Genomic DNA, 16,100 nt, shown 5'->3' on the forward strand with positions numbered 1-16,100 from the left:
GTGGCCGGCGGACGGAACTTGGATGGATGGGAACGCAGGACAGCAGGACGTTCCGGCACCTGATAAGGAATAGCAGCCAATCAAGCAACCCGCAGTAGAAATCGGTGGTAATGAAATCGAACGTGCAATACACGCAGTGCAGACAGTGCACGCTCCGAAGGTGTGACCTTCGGGAACCATGAGGTTACATAAGATTGTCATTGGAACAATAGAGTGCACACTCTAAAAACATCGTCCGATCGGTGGGTGTGCAGCGCAGCACGCGGCTGCGCGGCGTGTGCCGCGCGCGCTTTCTTTCGACGTGGAAATGCGGTCTTCGGCGGTGGCTTTCACGGCCAATGATTTGGCTCGTCCAGTCACAGCGGCGGTCCCCGTTGTCAATGGGAGCTGACCTACTATGAAGGCTCTTAGTATTGCTGAAATATTAAGAGCTGTACGACACCGGTTCTAGCGTTCGGCGGGTGGGTAAATCGCCTGTCGAACAGTACAAGGTGTTTCCACAAGAAACATGGAACCGGCGCTCGCGGCATGGGAAGAAAAAATCTTTTTACACCACGTTATCTCAATTGGAGACTTTATATGAAACTGTTCAAGAAGACCGCAATCGCCGCTGTTCTGTCCGGCCTCTCCATGGCTGCTTCCGCAATGACCCCGATCGCTGACGAAGGCCTGAGCCAGGTCGCCGGCCAGGACGGCGTGTCCATCGCTGCCAGCCTGAGCATCAACATCGGTTCCTTCGTCTACACCGATACCGACGCCAACGGCGGTTCGATCAGCTTCAACAACATCGGCGTTCATGGCCTGATCGCCGGCACCCTGGACATCATCAACCAGGCCACGTTCGAAACCATCCTGGCGAACTCCTTCGTGACCTTCCCGAGCACCTTCTACAGCGGCGGCGATGTCGTCCAGATGGCTGTTCCGGCAGCGATCACGGTTCCGACCGCAGCACTGATCGACGTGACCGTCCAGTCCATCCGCATGGGCAACAACACTGCTTCCTTCGGTTCGATCGCAATGAACGACATCGACCTGCGCGGCACGACCGTCTGGATGTGGGCTCACTAATCCAGGCATTCGCTGGAGTCCCATCCTAGCTTAGCTGGCAGCCCCCGGCGCATGCCGGGGGCATTTTTTCCGCTTCCTTTGTTCAAGAGCAAGCATGATCCGTGTCTGCCTCGCGGCGCTCGGCGCTGCCGCCACATTGCACGCCGGAACAGCATCGGCCCAACTGAGTCCGCTGTCCGAGCAGGAACTGTCCGCCCATCACGGCCAGGGCTTCCTGGTGCTGACCAACAGCAGCCACGGCGGCCATGATTTCACGCGCATCGCGCTTGGCGCCGACGTGACGCTGAACGCGAATTTCCGCAACATCCGCCTCGGCGAATACAACTACGCGCCGCGCAACGGCAGCGGCGCGGATATCGACATTCCGCTGTTCCAGTTCGGGCGCAGCGACGGCACAGAGGCGCAGCGCCTGGTGCAGATCACCAATCCCTATTTCGAATTCGTCTATAAGAATGCCGGCGACGCCGCGACCCGTGAAGTGGTCGGCATGCGCTTCGGTTTCGAATCCATCGCGGGCGACATCGGCCTGACCCTGAATACCCTGAGCGGCTCGATGCTGGTCGACGGCGGCGCCGCCGGCATGCTTGACTCGCGCACCGATCCCGGCGGCGGCAAGCGCTGGGACGGCGCCTGCACCGCACCCTGCCTGAACTTCGCGCAGATGGGCGGCGTGCGCGCCGGCGACGTCAACGGCCCCAGCCGCGACTTCTGGATCGCAGCGCTGAAGTCGGCGGTGCAATTCCAGGCTCCTGCGAACATGCCTCAGGCACCCGACCTTGCCCAGGCCGGCGTCTGGCTCAACTGGCGCGACCGCCTGAGTGCGCTCGCCGGCATGCCGCCGCCCAACCTGCCGCCGACACGGTGAACGCATGACGCGACCGACCCTGCATCCACGCCTCGCATGCTGCGCAATCGCGCTGGCATGGTCCACCGCGAGCGCTCAGGGCTTGCAGCCGCTGTCCGACGATCTGCTGTCCGCCGTCCAGGGACGGGACGGCGTGAGCTTCGACCTGTCCGGCTTCACCATGTCCGGCGATGCGCGCTTCACCTATCACGCCCCTGCGCCGTCGGCCGCGAGCGCCTACATCGGCAGCATCTACGCCACACGCTCCGACGATGCCGCCAATCCCTTCGGCGATCCGTACCGTATCGATATCGTCAGGGGCGCACCCGGCATGGCCGACATCATCACGCTGGCCTTCCCCGAGAACGCCAGCGGCGCGCAGAAATGGCAGGCCGCCTACGATTGGGGCGTGAACGCGGACGGCATCGCCTTCGAAGGCGGCAGCGTGGTGCTCAAGGATGTGGCCTTCTACGGCGGCGGCTTCCAGTGGACGACGCCGCGCGTCAATGAAGGCATCGCCTTCGGCCTCGGCCTTCGCATGGAGGTGGGCAACCTCTTGCTGCGTCCGCGCGGCCGCGACGACATCACGCAGGCGGAACCGGCGAGCGTCACCGAACAGATGAACATCCGAGGATTGCGCATCGGCGCGGTCGACAGCAGCGGCAATTTCCTCAACACGCCCTGGCGCATCGCGGACGTTACCTCGCAGCCGGGAATTTTCAATGCGGTCACGGATGACGCCGGCAACTCCCGCCTGCGCATCGGCATCGACTGGCCCGACGCCAACGGCGCCCCGCTCGGCGGCATGCAGATCGACAACCTGTCCTTCCGCAGCGACGTGAGCGGCAATGTCGACCTCGGTTCGAGCAGGATCGGTTCGATGCAGATCCAGTACATGGACATCAGATTCAAGCCCTGATATGCGCAGAACACTTGCTTTCATTCTGACGACGATCTGCATCGCGCAAAGCGCAGCGGCCCAGCAGGCGCTGGACGACGCGGCGCTGTCGGACGTGAGCGGCGCCGACGGCGTCAACTTCGCGATGCACCTGTCGCTCAATGACCCGACGCTGGCCAATCCGTCAACCGACAGCAGGATCTCGATGGGATTCCATGTGGACGGCCGCACCACGCACGTGGTGGTGCGCAACCTGCGCGGGCAGCTCGATGTGTTCGGGCTGTCGCTCGATGTGGAAAAGAAGCCCGACGGTTCCGATTACCTCGCGATCGGTTTGCCGGGTTACGTCAAGTACACCGATTTCGGCTTCGAATCCCTGAGCGTGCAGACCGACGCCGCCGGCCCGGTCAGCGGCGACCTCGGCCGGTTTTCGGTCAACGGCACGGTGAACATGCAGGGCCAGCTGAGAATGTGGGCGCACTGACGCCGTATCACACCGCCAGCGGCACGCGGTGCATCAGCAGCAATGCATGGAATTCGCTCGCGGCCACCGGGCGGCTGAACAGGTAACCCTGCATGCTGTGGCAGCCGTTGTCGATCAGGAAGCGTTTCTGCTCCGTCGTCTCGACGCCTTCCGCCACCACCCGCAGGCGCAGGCTGTTGGCGAGCGCAATGATGGCGCAAGTGATCGCCGTGCCGGCATCGGTGCCGATGTCATGCGTGAAGGACTGGTCGATCTTCAGCTTGTCCAGCGGGAAGCGCTTGAGCTGCGACAGGCTGGAATAGCCGGTGCCGAAGTCGTCGATGGAAAACGTCACGCCGAGCGCGCGCAGCTCGCCCATCACCGCCACCACGCGCTCCGGGCGCTGCATGATCATGCTCTCGGTCAGCTCCAGCTCCAGGCACTCGGGCGCCAGTCCGGTCTCTTCCAGCACCGCGCGAACTTGGCGGGCGAAATCATCCTGGCGGAACTGCCGCGCCGACACATTCACCGCCACCTGCAATCCTTCGAAACCCTGCTCGTGCCAGCGCCGCGTCTGCCGGCATGCCTCGCGCAGGACCCACAGTCCGATCTCGATGATGTGCCCGCTCTCTTCGGCAATGGGGATGAAGCGCGCCGGCGACACCATGCCCAACTCCGGATGCGTCCAGCGTACGAGAGCCTCCATGCCGGTGATGCGTCCTGTCTCTAGCTCGACCTGCGGCTGGTACACGAGATGGAACTCCCCGCGCTGCAGCGCCAGGCGCAGGTTGCTCTCGATCTGCAGCCGTTCCGTCGATGAGCGGTTCATTTCCTCGCAAAAGAACTGGTAATTGCGCTCGCCCGCCTCCTTGGCATGATGCAGGGCGACATCGGCATGCTTGATCAATACGAGCGGCGTGGTGCCGTCCTCGGGATAGATGCCGATGCCGATGCAGGCGCTGATATTCACCTCATGCCCTTCCAGCGCGAACGGACGCGACAGTTCGTCCAGCACGCGTTCGGCCAGCACTGCCGCGTCGCGCGGATTGGCAAGGTCTTCCATGATGATGACGAACTCGTCGCCGACGTGGCGCGTGACGGTATCGGCGCCCCGCATCGCGCCGCGCAGCCGTTCCGCCACGGCGACCAGCAGGCGGTCGCCGATCTGGTGGCCGAGCACCTCGTTGATATGCGCCAGCCGGTCGAGGTCGACGGCCAGCAGCGCGACGTGGCTATGGTCCCGTTCCGCCGCCTTCAGCGCATGAGCGAGGCGGTCGTGCAGGAAGGCACGGTTAGGCAAGCCGGTCATGCCGTCGTAGAGCGAAAGCCGTTCGATTTCGCGCCGCGCCTCCTCCTTGTCCAGCCGCCTGTGCTCGGAAATGTCGACCATGATGCCGCGCAGGCCGGCAGGCCGGCCGTCACGCATCTCGATGCTGATCAGGTCCCTGAGCCACACGGCCCTGCCGTCGCGCGCGACCATGCGGTACTCGTGGCAGCGCCTGGGCGACTGCGCGTTCCATCCCGTACAGTGCTCGATGGCCAGCCCGACGTCGTCCGGATGGAGATGCGCTTCCCAGAAACCTTCTTCCAGCCAGTCTTCAGGGGCATAGCCGAGGATGCGCCGCGCCTGTTCGCTGACAAAAGTGAAACGAAAAGTCCTTGGATCGGCTTCCCACACGATGCCATCGATGCTGTTGACCAGCGTCTCCAAGCATAGGCACGCGCTGTCCGTGGTCTGGTCCACCGCTTGTCGTACTTCGGGAGAGGTGCGTGTGAGCATGGGGGATGTCTGGTCGGGTTCGTCGGGCTTGCCGTAAGACAGCAACTTGCGTGCCACACGGTAAATGAGGGACTGGTCAAGGATTCACGCGCCGAATGCGGGAATTTCCTGAAAACGGGAAGCCGGAATTTCCTGCTTGTAGGAACGGCTGCCGGCAATCGAGGTGTGCTACGCTGCCTCAATCATGAAATGCCCCATTGCAAGATGAACATCAAGGCCTATTTCCCCAGCCGCGGCATCGGCGCCTACCTCGCTGCCGCCTTTTCCGGGCTGTCTATCCTGCTCACGGTCATCCTCGTCGAAGTGATCGGCCTGACCGCCACCGCCCAGGTCAAGTCGAACATCGGCAACGGCCTCGCCGAACTCGCGCTGCAGACCTCGGACAAGCTCGACCGCGGCATGTTCGAGCGCTACCGCGAAGTGCAGCTGATGGCGCAGCGCAAGGACCTGACGTCGGCCAACAGCGACGCCCGCGACGCCGACGACAAGCGCATGGTGCTCGATGCGCGTCAGGAGACTTACCGCTACTACGCCTGGATCGGGCTGGTCGATACGCAAGGCAAGGTGATGGTCGCCACGCAAAAGATGCTCGAAGGCGCCGATGTGTCGCAGCGTCCCTGGTTCCGCAACGCGCTGGCGGGCATCCATGTCGGCGACGTGCACGAGGCCGTGCTGCTGGCCAAGCTCCTGCCCAGCGTGAACAACGAACCGAAGCGCTTTGTCGATGTCGCCTTCCCCTTCGCGGACAAGGACGGCAAGATCCGCGGCGTGCTCGGAACCCACCTCTCCTGGGAGTGGGCACGCGAGGTGGAGCAATCGGTGATGGAACCGATCGCCGCGCGGCGCAAGGTGGACTCCATGATCCTCAGCTCCGACGGCACGGTGCTGCTCGGTCCGCCCGGCCTGCAAGGCAAGAAGCTGGCGCAGCCCAGCGTGCGGGCCGCGCGCGAAGGCAGGAACGGGTTCGTGGCCGAAGACTGGCCGGACGGCCGCCGCTACCTCGTCGGCTACAGCAAGGGCAAGGGCTACGGCCCCTACCCCGGCCTTGGCTGGACGACCCTGGTGCGCCAGCAGGTGGAAGATGCCTACCAGCCGGTGCGCCGCATCCAGCGCACGGTGCTGGGCAGCGGTATCGTGCTGGCGCTGCTGTTCTCGCTCCTCGGGCTGTTCGCTGCGCGCCGCATCAGCCGCCCCATGCAGGAACTGGCCGGTGCCGCCCAGAGCGTGCAGCGGCGCGAATCGTCGCAGATTCCCTTCGATCCCTCTGCGTATTCGGAAGTGCGAACGCTGACGGCCTCGCTCAATGCGCTGGTTTCGAACCTGCTGCAAAAGGAAAGCGATCTGAAAGAGCTGAACCTGACGCTCGAACGGCGTGTCGAGCAGCGCACGCGTGAACTCGAGCAGGCGCTGGCGGAAGTGCGCGCCAACGAGAAGCGCATTCAGGCGATCATCGCGAGCGCGCAGGACGCCTTCATCGCGGTCGACCTGAACGGCCGCATCGCCGACTGGAATGCCGCCGCCGAGCGCATGTTCGGCTGGAGCAGCGAGGAAGCGATCGGCAAGCCGGTGGCGGAACTGATCGTGCCGGGAAGGTTCAGGGAGCGCATCCTGCACGGCATGCGCCATTTCAACGAGACCGGCCAGACCGGGGCGCTCAATCGCCGCCTGGAACGTGTTGTCATCAACCGCAAGGGCGAGGAAATCCCGGTCGAGGTGACCATCGCCCTCGCCGGCACGCGCGACACGTACTTCTTCAGCGCCTTCCTGAACGACATCTCGGAACGCAAGAAGGTCGAGCGGATGAAGAACGAATTCATTTCCACCGTCTCGCATGAGCTGCGCACGCCGATGACCTCGATCCGCGCCTCGCTGGCGATGCTGGCCGGCGGATTCGCCGGCGAACTGCCGCAAGACACGCGCGAACTGATCGACATCGCCTACGTCAGCTGCGAGCGCCTGGTGCGCCTGATCAACGACGTGCTGGACATCGAAAAGATCGAATCGGGCAACATGGAATTCGACCTGCGCACGCAGCCCCTGCTGCCCCTGCTCGAGCAGGCGGCGGATGCCGTGCGCGGCAATGCCGACAGCGCGGATGTGCGGCTCGAAGTGCAATGCGCGGACAGCGGCCTGCACGTCCATGCCGACCACGACCGCATGATCCAGGTGCTGGTCAACCTGCTGTCCAATGCCATCAAGTTTTCTCCGGCCGGGGCAGCGGTAACGCTGCGCGCCGAAGGTGGAAAGGAGAAGGTGCGTGTGGAAGTTGCCGACCGCGGCCCCGGCATTCCGGAAGACTTCCGGGACCGCATCTTCCAGAAATTCGCGCAGGCGGATTCGACCGATTCGCGCCAGAAGGGCGGCACCGGGCTCGGCCTGAGCATCTGCAAGAGCATCGTCGAGGAACACGGCGGCAGCATCCGCTTCGAGACTGCTGCCGGGCGCGGCACCACCTTCATCGTCGAATTGCCCGCCGGCGCTACTTGAGTTCGTGCAGGGCGATGCCCGAGAACGCGGGCCAGGCGGCGAAGACGGACTCGAGTTCCGGCAGCAGGTTCAGGAGCCGGGACGGGTCGCGGTGGAAGCTGGTGGCGCTGCCGTCGAACACCGACTGCGACTCCAGCCGGAAAGCCGGGCCGAGGGGATTGCGCCGCGCCTCCTTGAGCAGCACCAGCACCGGCGTCTGCTCCACCCGCACCAGCCACAGCTCGCCTTCCTGCGCACGCGCATAGCGGCGCTGCTGCTCGGCATCGACCGGCCCCGCTTCGAGCGCGATGCGCACCTTCTTGCCGTGTACCGTTCCCCAGTCAAGGAAGGGCACGGCGAAACGCCGGATCTGTTCGGGATCGGTGCGGTAGTTCATGACGTTGACCGCGCTCGCCGCCGCGGCCAGCCCCTTCATCAGCTCGGCCTTGCCGGCCCACCAGAACGGCACGACGAATTCCAGCGGCAGTCCCTGCGCCGCGCGCTGTAATGCGCGTGCGAGAGCGGTGTAGTGGCGGTCAAGTTCGGACGCCGAAAGTTCGTAGCCGGGCAACAGGTAATGTTCGATGTCGAACTGCATGCCAGCCAGCCGCGCGGCCGGCTCGACGCCGGCGTTGTAGGCGGCATAGGCGCGCGCCCGCGCCACCGTCTTGGCATGCTCGTCCGGCAATACCATGCGCGGATCGCCGTCCACGCTCCATACCGCCACGCCCGCGGCATGGGCACGGCGCACGAAGGCGGCGAGCGCTTGCGGATCCTGAACCGCATCGCCGGATACGGGCACGGAAACGAACAGCGTGCGCACGCCCTTCTCCGCTGCCTGCGCGAGGACGGCTTCCGGTTGCGCCAACCATGCCTTGGCATCCCAGACCCATGCCGAACGCGGAGCAGGTTGCGATGCCTGCGGCGCCAGCCTGAGGTCTTCCAGCACGAGTTCGGCTGCATGCGGTGGACAGGCGATGGAGAAGGAGCGCCAGCCGGCGCGGTCGAATCCGGTATGAGGAAGTGCGATCGCCTGCCGGCCGGCGCCGATCGTTCCCAGGCGCAGTGCGCTCTCCTTCGCCGCGCCCGCCGCGTCGGCCATCGACACCTCGAAGCGCCCGCTTGCATCCGCCTGTAGCTTCAACTCCATGCGTGCGAGCGGGAGATACCATGGGGCGGCCAGGATGACCCCGGCGGGCAGGGAGCCGGGGCGGCATTGCAGGTGCAGCCTGCCGCCGTCGAGCCGCACCTGCACGCGTTCCTCCACGCCGAAGACGCGCGGTTTCAGCGTACGCAGGAGGTTTTCGAGCATCGGCATGGGTTGCGCACGTTCGGGTGCGGCCGGTCCGCCGGAGCCGGTCGCGCTGCCGATGTTGAACTTTCCGTCGCGCTCGGGCCCTTGCAGGAGGATGCGCTCTCCGAGCGCTTGCGCGGCAGAGGATGAAAGGGGATGGATGGCGGCGATCGCATCCGCCGGCACCGGCAGTTCCACCCGGCTGCAACCCGGCACGGGATCGGCGCCGGCAAGCAGGCGCATGCGTGTGCCGTCAGGGCGCACAAGTTCGGCGGCGGCAGTCCCCTCCGCCTCCTCCGTATGCGGACACAACTGCAAGGATGCCGCCTGCACACCTGTCGCCATCATCAGGAATCCGAAGATCGCGGCGCGCATCGGTCACACCTTGCGCTGCCAGTTTCCCTTGCGCGTCATCGCGCCCCAGCTCGCCTCGCCTTCCGTGGCCCAGCGGTACAGGCCGACGAGGCGCCACCAGCTGTTGATCTGCCGGTAGCCGAAATTTTCCAGCACGACGACCAGCGCCAGCATGGCCAGGTGGCGCGGCTCCGGGTAGATGTGGAAGGACATTTCCTCCAGCAGCAGCCCGGATGCGGAGAGCAGGATGCCCAGGCCGATCGCAACGAACAGGAACACCGCGAATGCCTGCCAGGAAATCAATCCGGAAAAGAAGGCGATGGCCATGAAAATATATCCTCCCAGTTCCACCAGCGGCCCCAACCATTCGAACAGCACCATGAACGGAAAGGCCAGCCACCCCGGGGTACCGCCGTTGCGGTTGAACACGAGGCCCCAGTTGGCGGCCAGGCTTTCCGACAGTCCCCGCTGCCAGCGGATGCGCTGGTTGCGCAGCGTCTTGCGGTCTTCCGGCGCTTCGGTCCAGCACACCGGGTCGGGCACGAACTCGATGCGGTAAGGCTGGCGCCTGCTGCGCAGCAGCCGGTGCATGCGCACCACGAGCTCCATGTCCTCGCCGATGGTCTTGGGGCGGTAACCGCCGGCCTCGATCACCACCTCCTTGCGGAACAGGCCGAAGGCGCCGGAGATGATGAGCATGCCGTTCACCGCCGACCAGCCGAGCCGCCCGAACAGGAAGGCGCGCAGATACTCGACCACCTGGAACAGCGCCCAGATGTTCGACGGCAGGCCCACGCGCGTGAGGAAACCGCCGCTCACCTCGCAACCGTTGGCCACGCGCACCGTGCCGCCGGTCGCCACCACCGTCGCATCGTTGAGGAAGGGCTTGACCACGCGCTGCAGGCTGTCGCGCTGCAGGATCGAATCCGCGTCGACACCGCAGAACAGCGGATAGCGCGAGGCGTTGATGCCCGCATTGAGCGAATCCGCCTTGCCGCCGTTCACCTTGTCGATCACGCGCAGGTTTGGATAGCGCGTGGAGCGGAAGATTCCGTTCACCGGCCTGGTTGCCAGGCGGACGCGATAGGCTTCGGGAAAGGGCACGAGCTCGAATTCTTCCTTGAGCACATCGAGCGTGCGGTCTTTCGAGCCGTCGTTGATGACGATGATTTCCAGCTCGGAATAGGCAAGCTGCAGCATGGAGCGCACCGAGGCGGCGATCGTCGCCTCTTCGTTGAAGGCCGGCACGAGCAGGCTGATCGGCGGTTCGAGGCCGGAATACGCCTGCGGCAGATCGTCCAGGATGCGCTCCTGTCCCTTGCGGTGCAGGCTCACGATGGACAGCAGGTTGAGCAGCAGGTAGCCGCCGTTGAGCAGGATGAAATACACCAGCACGAACCAGGTGACGAATTCGACGATCATCTGCTGCGTGTTCATCGCGCTTCCCTTTCTGCAAGTACGTGCCGCAGCATGTCGGCGGCGAAGCGGTCGTCGACCGTCGACACGAGGGCTTCGGCCTCGCCGGGCGGCAGGAACGGCAGGCCGGCCAGCGCCTGCGCGGCGCGATAGCGCACCCACCACTCGCGGTCGCCGAGCATGGCGCGCAGGCGTTCGATGTCGGAACGGTCGCCGATCCTGCCCACCGCTTTCGCGGCCTGCACCCGCACGCGCCAGTCCGGGTGTGCGAGGTGAACGCGCGCATCCGGCAGCAGCGCCGGGTCGTGCGTGAGGCGCAAGGCGGCGGCGGCCATCTCCGCGTCTTCGTGATGCAGCAGCGCCGCCAGCAAGCCCGCGGGAACCGCCACGCGCAGGGCTTCCGCCACGTGCAGCGCGCGCAGCAGGTGCTCCGGTTCGAGCTGCATCAGTGCATCCGACAGGTAGGAGGCGCATACCTCCCGTGCATCCTGCAGGATGCCGGCGACCTGGGACATGGCCCAGTCTTCGCGGCGCAGCACCACCGGCATCATTTCCTTCATCGCTTGTTCCGCATCGACCTGGACCAGCGCCCAGAAGGCTTGCATCGCGACGGCGCTATCGGCCGAACGGGCGAGCCGCATGAGCTCCGGCCACGCGGAGGCATCGCGCAGGTGGCCGCTCACGAGGACTGCGAGCAGGCGCTCGGCACGGTTCCCGTCGCGCAGCAGCCCGCGCGCAATGGCGTCGCATTCGAGGCGGAGCCCGACCGTGTTCAGCCCCGCGCTCGCCTCGCCGCGCACCGACTGATGCAGGTGCAGCCAGAGCCTGAGAAAAGGAATGCGCTCGCGCGACGGCAATGCCGGCAGATCCGCCGGAGGCGCATCGGCCACCGCCGCCATCAGCAGCGGACGCCATGTCGCGATAACCGCCTTCTCCAGCCGTTCGTGACGGCGCAGCGACATGCGCAGGTAAACGATCTGCGCGCCGAGCAGCAGGGTCAGGGCCAGTGCGCCCATGCCCGTCCAGAACGCGGCGAAGAGGTAAGGATCAGAAAGTGTGCTGAAGACCAAGACTGATTCCATTGCGGCTATAGAAATCGCCCTGCCGGGTGCGGCCGAGGCTGTAATTCACTGCCCAGTCGCGGTTCAGCCAATGGCGGCCGACTACGACGGCGGAGCGCAGGCTGGTCAATGTGACGGCCCCGGCAATGCTGGCTGCTTCCTTGCCGCCGGCGAGGATCAGTCCGACAGAATTCCGCTCACCGTAGTAATAGGCGCCGCGCAGCTCGCCGCTGTGCGCGGTGCTGTCGAAGGCGCGTGCCGGCCGCCAGCCAAGCGAGGCGCTGAACGCGGAGAAATAATGTTCCACCATCAGCAGCCCCTGGTTCACGCGCTCGTCAGCGTAGCGGGTAGTCCTTGCGCCGGCATGCACGAGCCATGCGGGCGCGAACTCGTATTGCACCGTGGCGCCACCTCCATGCCGCGCCAGTACCCGGTGCGTGGAACTCGCGTTCGCGTCCAGGCTCACCACGGTCCGTTCGCCGGCGGGAAGCGCGTAGTTCGCGGAGATCTGGCTGTCCCGAAGGTTGAAGCGCTCGGTCCGCGTGAGCGCCACGCCTGCCGTATGGCGCGGCGCAAACCGGTGTTGCAGTCCGATGCTCGTCTCGCGCCAGTCCGGCGACCCGTTGTCCAGGTGCTCCGTGCCGAGCGTCAATCCGAGGGTGGTCTGTGCATGCGCACCAAGCGTTGTCATGCCCAGAAAGAAAAATGCGGCCCATCCTTTCATGCCTTGTCCTTCAGGAAACGGCGCACGCGCGCGAGTAATTCGTTCGGCTGGAAGGGCTTGACGACGTAATCGTTCGCCCCGGCGTCGAGCGCGCGCACGATGTCGCGCTCCATGTTCTTCGCGGTAAGCATGACGATGGGAACGGTTTCCCAGCCGGGCGTGCGGCGCACGATCTCCACCAGCTCGAAGCCGTCGATGTAGGGCAGCATCACATCGAGCAGGACCAGTGCCGGGATTTCCGCGCCCTCCTCCACCAGTTTGCGTGCGGCAAGTCCGTCGGCGGCGAGCAGCGGGCGCCAGCCTTGGCGTTCCAGCATGAACTTGAGAATCTGGGAAATGTGGTCGTCGTCCTCGACGACAAGAATGGGAAGCGATGCGGGCTGTACGCTCATGGTCAAAGGGGGAAATGCCGTGACACATCATCTTACAGAAGATCGCAAGGCATCGCCTGCTGCAACCGTCCAGCCGGGCATTTCCGCGCCTCCTTTATATCCGCTCGATTATGTAATTTAACTACTTCTCCGCCTTGAAACTTTGAAATGCGCGTGATCTAATTCACATTAAATGAAATTTTACTACATCTCACGCTGCCAGCCCGACTGTGTGCGCAAGGATATGCAGTTACCGTGGGAACTGAGCAAAGCAAGGATCGATCTGATCCACGAGTATCCCAGGCCGGGTGTCCGCCCGTGCCTTTTTCACCTGTCCCGGCCCGCCCGGGCACGTGCAGATCGAATTGCTGCGCCACCATTCCCCTACCCCACCATTTGAGAGAGCTGACATGACTATCCGCGTCGCAATCAACGGCTACGGCCGCATCGGCCGCAACATCCTTCGGTCCCACTATGAAGGCGGCAAGCAGCACGACATCCAGATCGTCGCCATCAACGACCTCGGCAATGCGCAGTCGAACGCCCACCTGACCCGCTACGACACGGTGCACGGCAAATTTCCCGGAACCGTGCAGGTCGACAACGACGCCATGCTCGTCAACGGCGACAAGATCAGGGTGTTCGCGCAGCGCGATCCCGCGCAGATTCCCTGGGGCGAGCTGAACGTCGATGTGGTGATGGAATGCACCGGCTACTTCACTTCCAAGGACAAGGCATCCGCCCACCTGAAGGGCGGCGCCAAGAAGGTCATCATTTCCGCGCCGGGTGGCAAGGATGTGGATGCAACCATCGTGTTCGGCGTGAACCAGGATGTGCTAAAGGCTTCCGACACCGTCATCTCCAACGCCTCCTGCACCACCAACTGCCTGGCCCCGCTGGTCAAGCCGCTGCATGAGAAGATCGGCCTGGTGAACGGCCTGATGACCACGGTGCATTCCTATACCAACGACCAGGTGCTGACCGACGTGATGCACGAAGACCTGCGCCGCGCCCGTTCCGCCACCCAGTCCATGATCCCGACCAAGACCGGCGCCGCCGCCGCGGTGGGTCTGGTCATGCCCGAGCTGAACGGCAAGCTGGACGGCTACGCGATCCGCGTGCCGACCATCAACGTCTCCATCGTCGACCTGTCCTTCGTGGCCGCCCGCGACACGACCGTCGAGGAAGTGAACCAGATCATGAAGGATGCGGCCGACGGCGCAATGAAGGGCATCCTGACCTATAACACCGAGCCGCTGGTCTCGATGGATTTCAACCACAACGCCGCATCGAGCAATTTCGACGCGACGCTGACCCGGGCCTCCGGCCGTCTCGTGAAGGTGTCGTCCTGGTACGACAACGAATGGGGCTTCTCCAGCCGCATGCTCGACACCACCGTCGCATTGATGAACGCCAAGTAAAAAGGAAAGAGACCACATGCCCCGTTCGACCAAGATCGTTTCCACCATCGGCCCCGCATCCAGCGACCTCGACACCCTCACGCGCATGGTGCGCGCCGGGGTCAACGTGGTGCGCCTGAACTTTTCGCACGGCAAGGCGCAGGACCACATCGAGCGCGCCCGCCTGGTGCGCGAAGCAGCATCCCTGTGCGGTACCGAAGTGGCGATCATGGCCGACCTGCAGGGCCCGAAGATCCGGGTCGGCAAGTTCGAGCACGGCAAGGTCTTCCTCGAGGCCGGCGCGCCCTTCATCCTCGACGCCGATTGCGAGCTCGGTAACGAAGAGCGCGTCGGACTCGATTACAAGGACCTGCCGCGCGACCTGAAGGCGGGCGACATCCTGCTGCTGAACGACGGCCTGATCGTGCTGAAGGTGGATGCCGTGCGCGGCAACGAGATCCGCACCACGGTCAAGATCGGCGGCGAGCTGTCCAACAACAAGGGCATCAACCGCCAGGGCGGCGGGCTGTCCGCGCCGGCATTGACGGCCAAGGACATGGAAGACATCAAGACCGCGGTGGAACTCGGCGCCGACTACATCGCGGTCTCCTTCCCCAAGAATGCCGCCGACATGGTGATGGCGCGCCAGCTCGCTGCCATCGCCGGCGAGCCGCACGGGCGCAAGCCGTTGATGATCGCCAAGGTCGAGCGCGCCGAGGCGATTCCGCTGTTGCAGGAAATCCTCGATGCCTCCGACGGCATCATGGTGGCGCGCGGCGACCTCGCGGTCGAAGTCGGCAATGCCGCCGTGCCGGCCCTGCAGAAGCGCATGATCAAGATGGCGCGCGCTTCCAACAAGCTGGCGATCACGGCCACCCAGATGATGGAATCCATGATCGTCAACGCCGTACCCACGCGCGCGGAAGTCAGCGACGTGGCCAATGCGGTGCTGGACGGCACCGATGCAGTGATGACCTCCGCGGAAACGGCAGCCGGCAAATACCCCGTCGAGACCGTCGAAGCGATGGCCGCGATTTGCGTGGAAGCCGAGAAGGCCGACGTGGTCAAGCTGGACACCGACTTCCTCAACGTGCACTTCACCCGCATCGACCAGTCGATCGCCTACGGCGCACTATTCACCGCCTATCACCTGCGGGTGAAGGCAATCGTCGCGCTGACCGATTCCGGTTCCACCGCGCTTTGGATGAGCCGGAACAATATCGACATCCCGATCTATGCGCTCACCCCGCGCATCGGCACCCGGCGCAAGGCGGCGCTGTACCGCAACGTCACTTCCTTCGAACTGGCGCAGGGGTTCGACCGGGAAGTCGTGCTGCGGGATGCGGAAAACCTGCTGGTCGAGAAAGGCGTGGTGCAGAAAGGCGATCTCATCGTGCTGACCTGGGGCGAACCGATGGGGCAGGTCGGCGGGACGAATTCGATGAAGATCGTGCAGATCGGGAAGGACCGGGCGAGTTTGTGAGGCCAGGAGGCGGCGCAGCGCATCACCCGCCCGCATACAGACAACAAGGAGACCCACCATGAGTGCCATCATAGACATCATCGGCCGCGAAGTGATCGATTCCCGCGGCAATCCCACCGTCGAGTGCGACGTGCTGCTGGAATCCGGAACCCGAGGACGCGCCGCCGTGCCGTCCGGCGCCTCCACCGGCTCGCGCGAAGCGATCGAGTTGCGCGACGGCGACAAGAGCCGCTACATGGGCAAGGGCGTGCTCAACGCCTGCCAGAACATCAATACCGAGATCTCCGACGCCATCATCGACATGGAAGCCGGCGGCCAGGCACAGATCGACCGCGTGCTGATCGACCTCGACGGCACCGAGAACAAGTCGCGCCTGGGCGCCAACGCCACGCTGGCCGTCTCGATGGCCGTGGCCAAGGCTGCCGCCGAGGAATCCGGCCTGCCGCTGTATCGCTACTTCGGCGGCTCCGGCGCGATG

13 protein-coding genes and 1 pseudogene are annotated in these 16,100 nt (G+C 64.6%); 8 read left to right on the forward strand and 6 right to left on the reverse strand.

What is annotated here, in order from left to right:
* Positions 1 to 579 precede the first annotated feature (579 nt).
* From VFF99_RS20755 to VFF99_RS20770, 4 genes are all read left to right on the forward strand, one after another.
* Complete coding sequence (locus VFF99_RS20755) at positions 580 to 1,068, forward strand: DUF6160 family protein (protein WP_325020832.1); 489 nt, start codon at positions 580 to 582, stop codon at positions 1,066 to 1,068.
* Positions 1,069 to 1,162: 94 nt separating this feature from the next.
* Positions 1,163 to 1,933, forward strand: coding sequence for a hypothetical protein (locus VFF99_RS20760; protein ID WP_325020833.1), 771 nt, complete (start codon positions 1,163 to 1,165; stop codon positions 1,931 to 1,933).
* Between the two features lie 4 nt (positions 1,934 to 1,937).
* Entirely contained in the window at positions 1,938 to 2,831 is an 894-nt protein-coding gene (locus VFF99_RS20765) for a hypothetical protein (protein ID WP_325020834.1), read from the forward strand.
* A gap of 1 nt (position 2,832) precedes the next feature.
* The gene (locus VFF99_RS20770) at positions 2,833 to 3,294 is read left to right on the forward strand and encodes a hypothetical protein (RefSeq protein ID WP_325020835.1); all 462 of its coding nucleotides are present in this window, start codon (positions 2,833 to 2,835) and stop codon (positions 3,292 to 3,294) included.
* A gap of 7 nt (positions 3,295 to 3,301) precedes the next feature.
* Here VFF99_RS20770 and VFF99_RS20775 read toward each other — a convergent pair whose 3' ends face one another.
* Complete coding sequence (locus tag VFF99_RS20775) at positions 3,302 to 5,110, reverse strand: putative bifunctional diguanylate cyclase/phosphodiesterase (protein ID WP_325020836.1); 1,809 nt, start codon at positions 5,108 to 5,110, stop codon at positions 3,302 to 3,304.
* Positions 5,111 to 5,257: 147 nt separating this feature from the next.
* Between VFF99_RS20775 and VFF99_RS20780 the strand changes: the two genes are divergently transcribed.
* Positions 5,258 to 7,540: a sensor histidine kinase gene (locus VFF99_RS20780; protein ID WP_325020837.1), complete on the forward strand. Its 2,283-nt coding sequence runs from the start codon at positions 5,258 to 5,260 to the stop codon at positions 7,538 to 7,540.
* On the opposite strand, the gene VFF99_RS20785 is transcribed toward VFF99_RS20780, so the two are convergent.
* The 5 genes from VFF99_RS20785 to VFF99_RS20805 are packed head-to-tail and all read right to left on the reverse strand — an operon-like array spanning position 7,533 to position 12,760.
* Entirely contained in the window at positions 7,533 to 9,188 is a 1,656-nt protein-coding gene (locus VFF99_RS20785; RefSeq protein WP_325020838.1) for a hypothetical protein, read from the reverse strand. The two genes, VFF99_RS20780 and VFF99_RS20785, sit on opposite strands and share 8 nt — an antisense overlap.
* Before the next feature lie 3 nt (positions 9,189 to 9,191).
* Complete coding sequence (locus VFF99_RS20790) at positions 9,192 to 10,604, reverse strand: glycosyltransferase (RefSeq protein WP_325020839.1); 1,413 nt, start codon at positions 10,602 to 10,604, stop codon at positions 9,192 to 9,194.
* Positions 10,601 to 11,653: a HEAT repeat domain-containing protein gene (locus VFF99_RS20795; protein ID WP_325020840.1), complete on the reverse strand. Its 1,053-nt coding sequence runs from the start codon at positions 11,651 to 11,653 to the stop codon at positions 10,601 to 10,603. Before VFF99_RS20795 ends, VFF99_RS20790 begins: the two co-directional genes overlap by 4 nt.
* Positions 11,631 to 12,368: a YaiO family outer membrane beta-barrel protein gene (locus tag VFF99_RS20800; protein ID WP_325020841.1), complete on the reverse strand. Its 738-nt coding sequence runs from the start codon at positions 12,366 to 12,368 to the stop codon at positions 11,631 to 11,633. The genes VFF99_RS20795 and VFF99_RS20800 overlap by 23 nt, the downstream gene beginning before the upstream one ends.
* Positions 12,365 to 12,760 carry a response regulator transcription factor gene (locus tag VFF99_RS20805; protein WP_325020842.1) on the reverse strand — a complete coding sequence of 132 codons (396 nt, stop codon included), beginning with the start codon at positions 12,758 to 12,760 and terminating at the stop codon, positions 12,365 to 12,367. Before VFF99_RS20805 ends, VFF99_RS20800 begins: the two co-directional genes overlap by 4 nt.
* Positions 12,761 to 13,149: 389 nt before the next feature.
* Here VFF99_RS20805 and gap point away from each other — a divergent pair, with 389 nt between their 5' ends.
* The 3 genes and pseudogenes from gap to eno all read left to right on the forward strand — a co-directional run.
* Positions 13,150 to 14,160, forward strand: a complete 1,011-nt coding sequence (gap, locus tag VFF99_RS20810; protein WP_325020843.1) for a type I glyceraldehyde-3-phosphate dehydrogenase — start codon at positions 13,150 to 13,152, stop codon at positions 14,158 to 14,160.
* A gap of 16 nt (positions 14,161 to 14,176) precedes the next feature.
* Entirely contained in the window at positions 14,177 to 15,622 is a 1,446-nt protein-coding gene (gene pyk, locus VFF99_RS20815) for a pyruvate kinase (RefSeq protein WP_325020844.1), read from the forward strand.
* 58 nt (positions 15,623 to 15,680) lie between these two features.
* Positions 15,681 to 16,100 (forward strand): annotated as a pseudogene (gene eno / locus VFF99_RS20820) (phosphopyruvate hydratase); the annotation flags it as partial.

This window comes from Noviherbaspirillum sp., from assembly GCF_035654295.1.
Classification (GTDB): Bacteria; Pseudomonadota; Gammaproteobacteria; order Burkholderiales; family Burkholderiaceae_D; genus Noviherbaspirillum.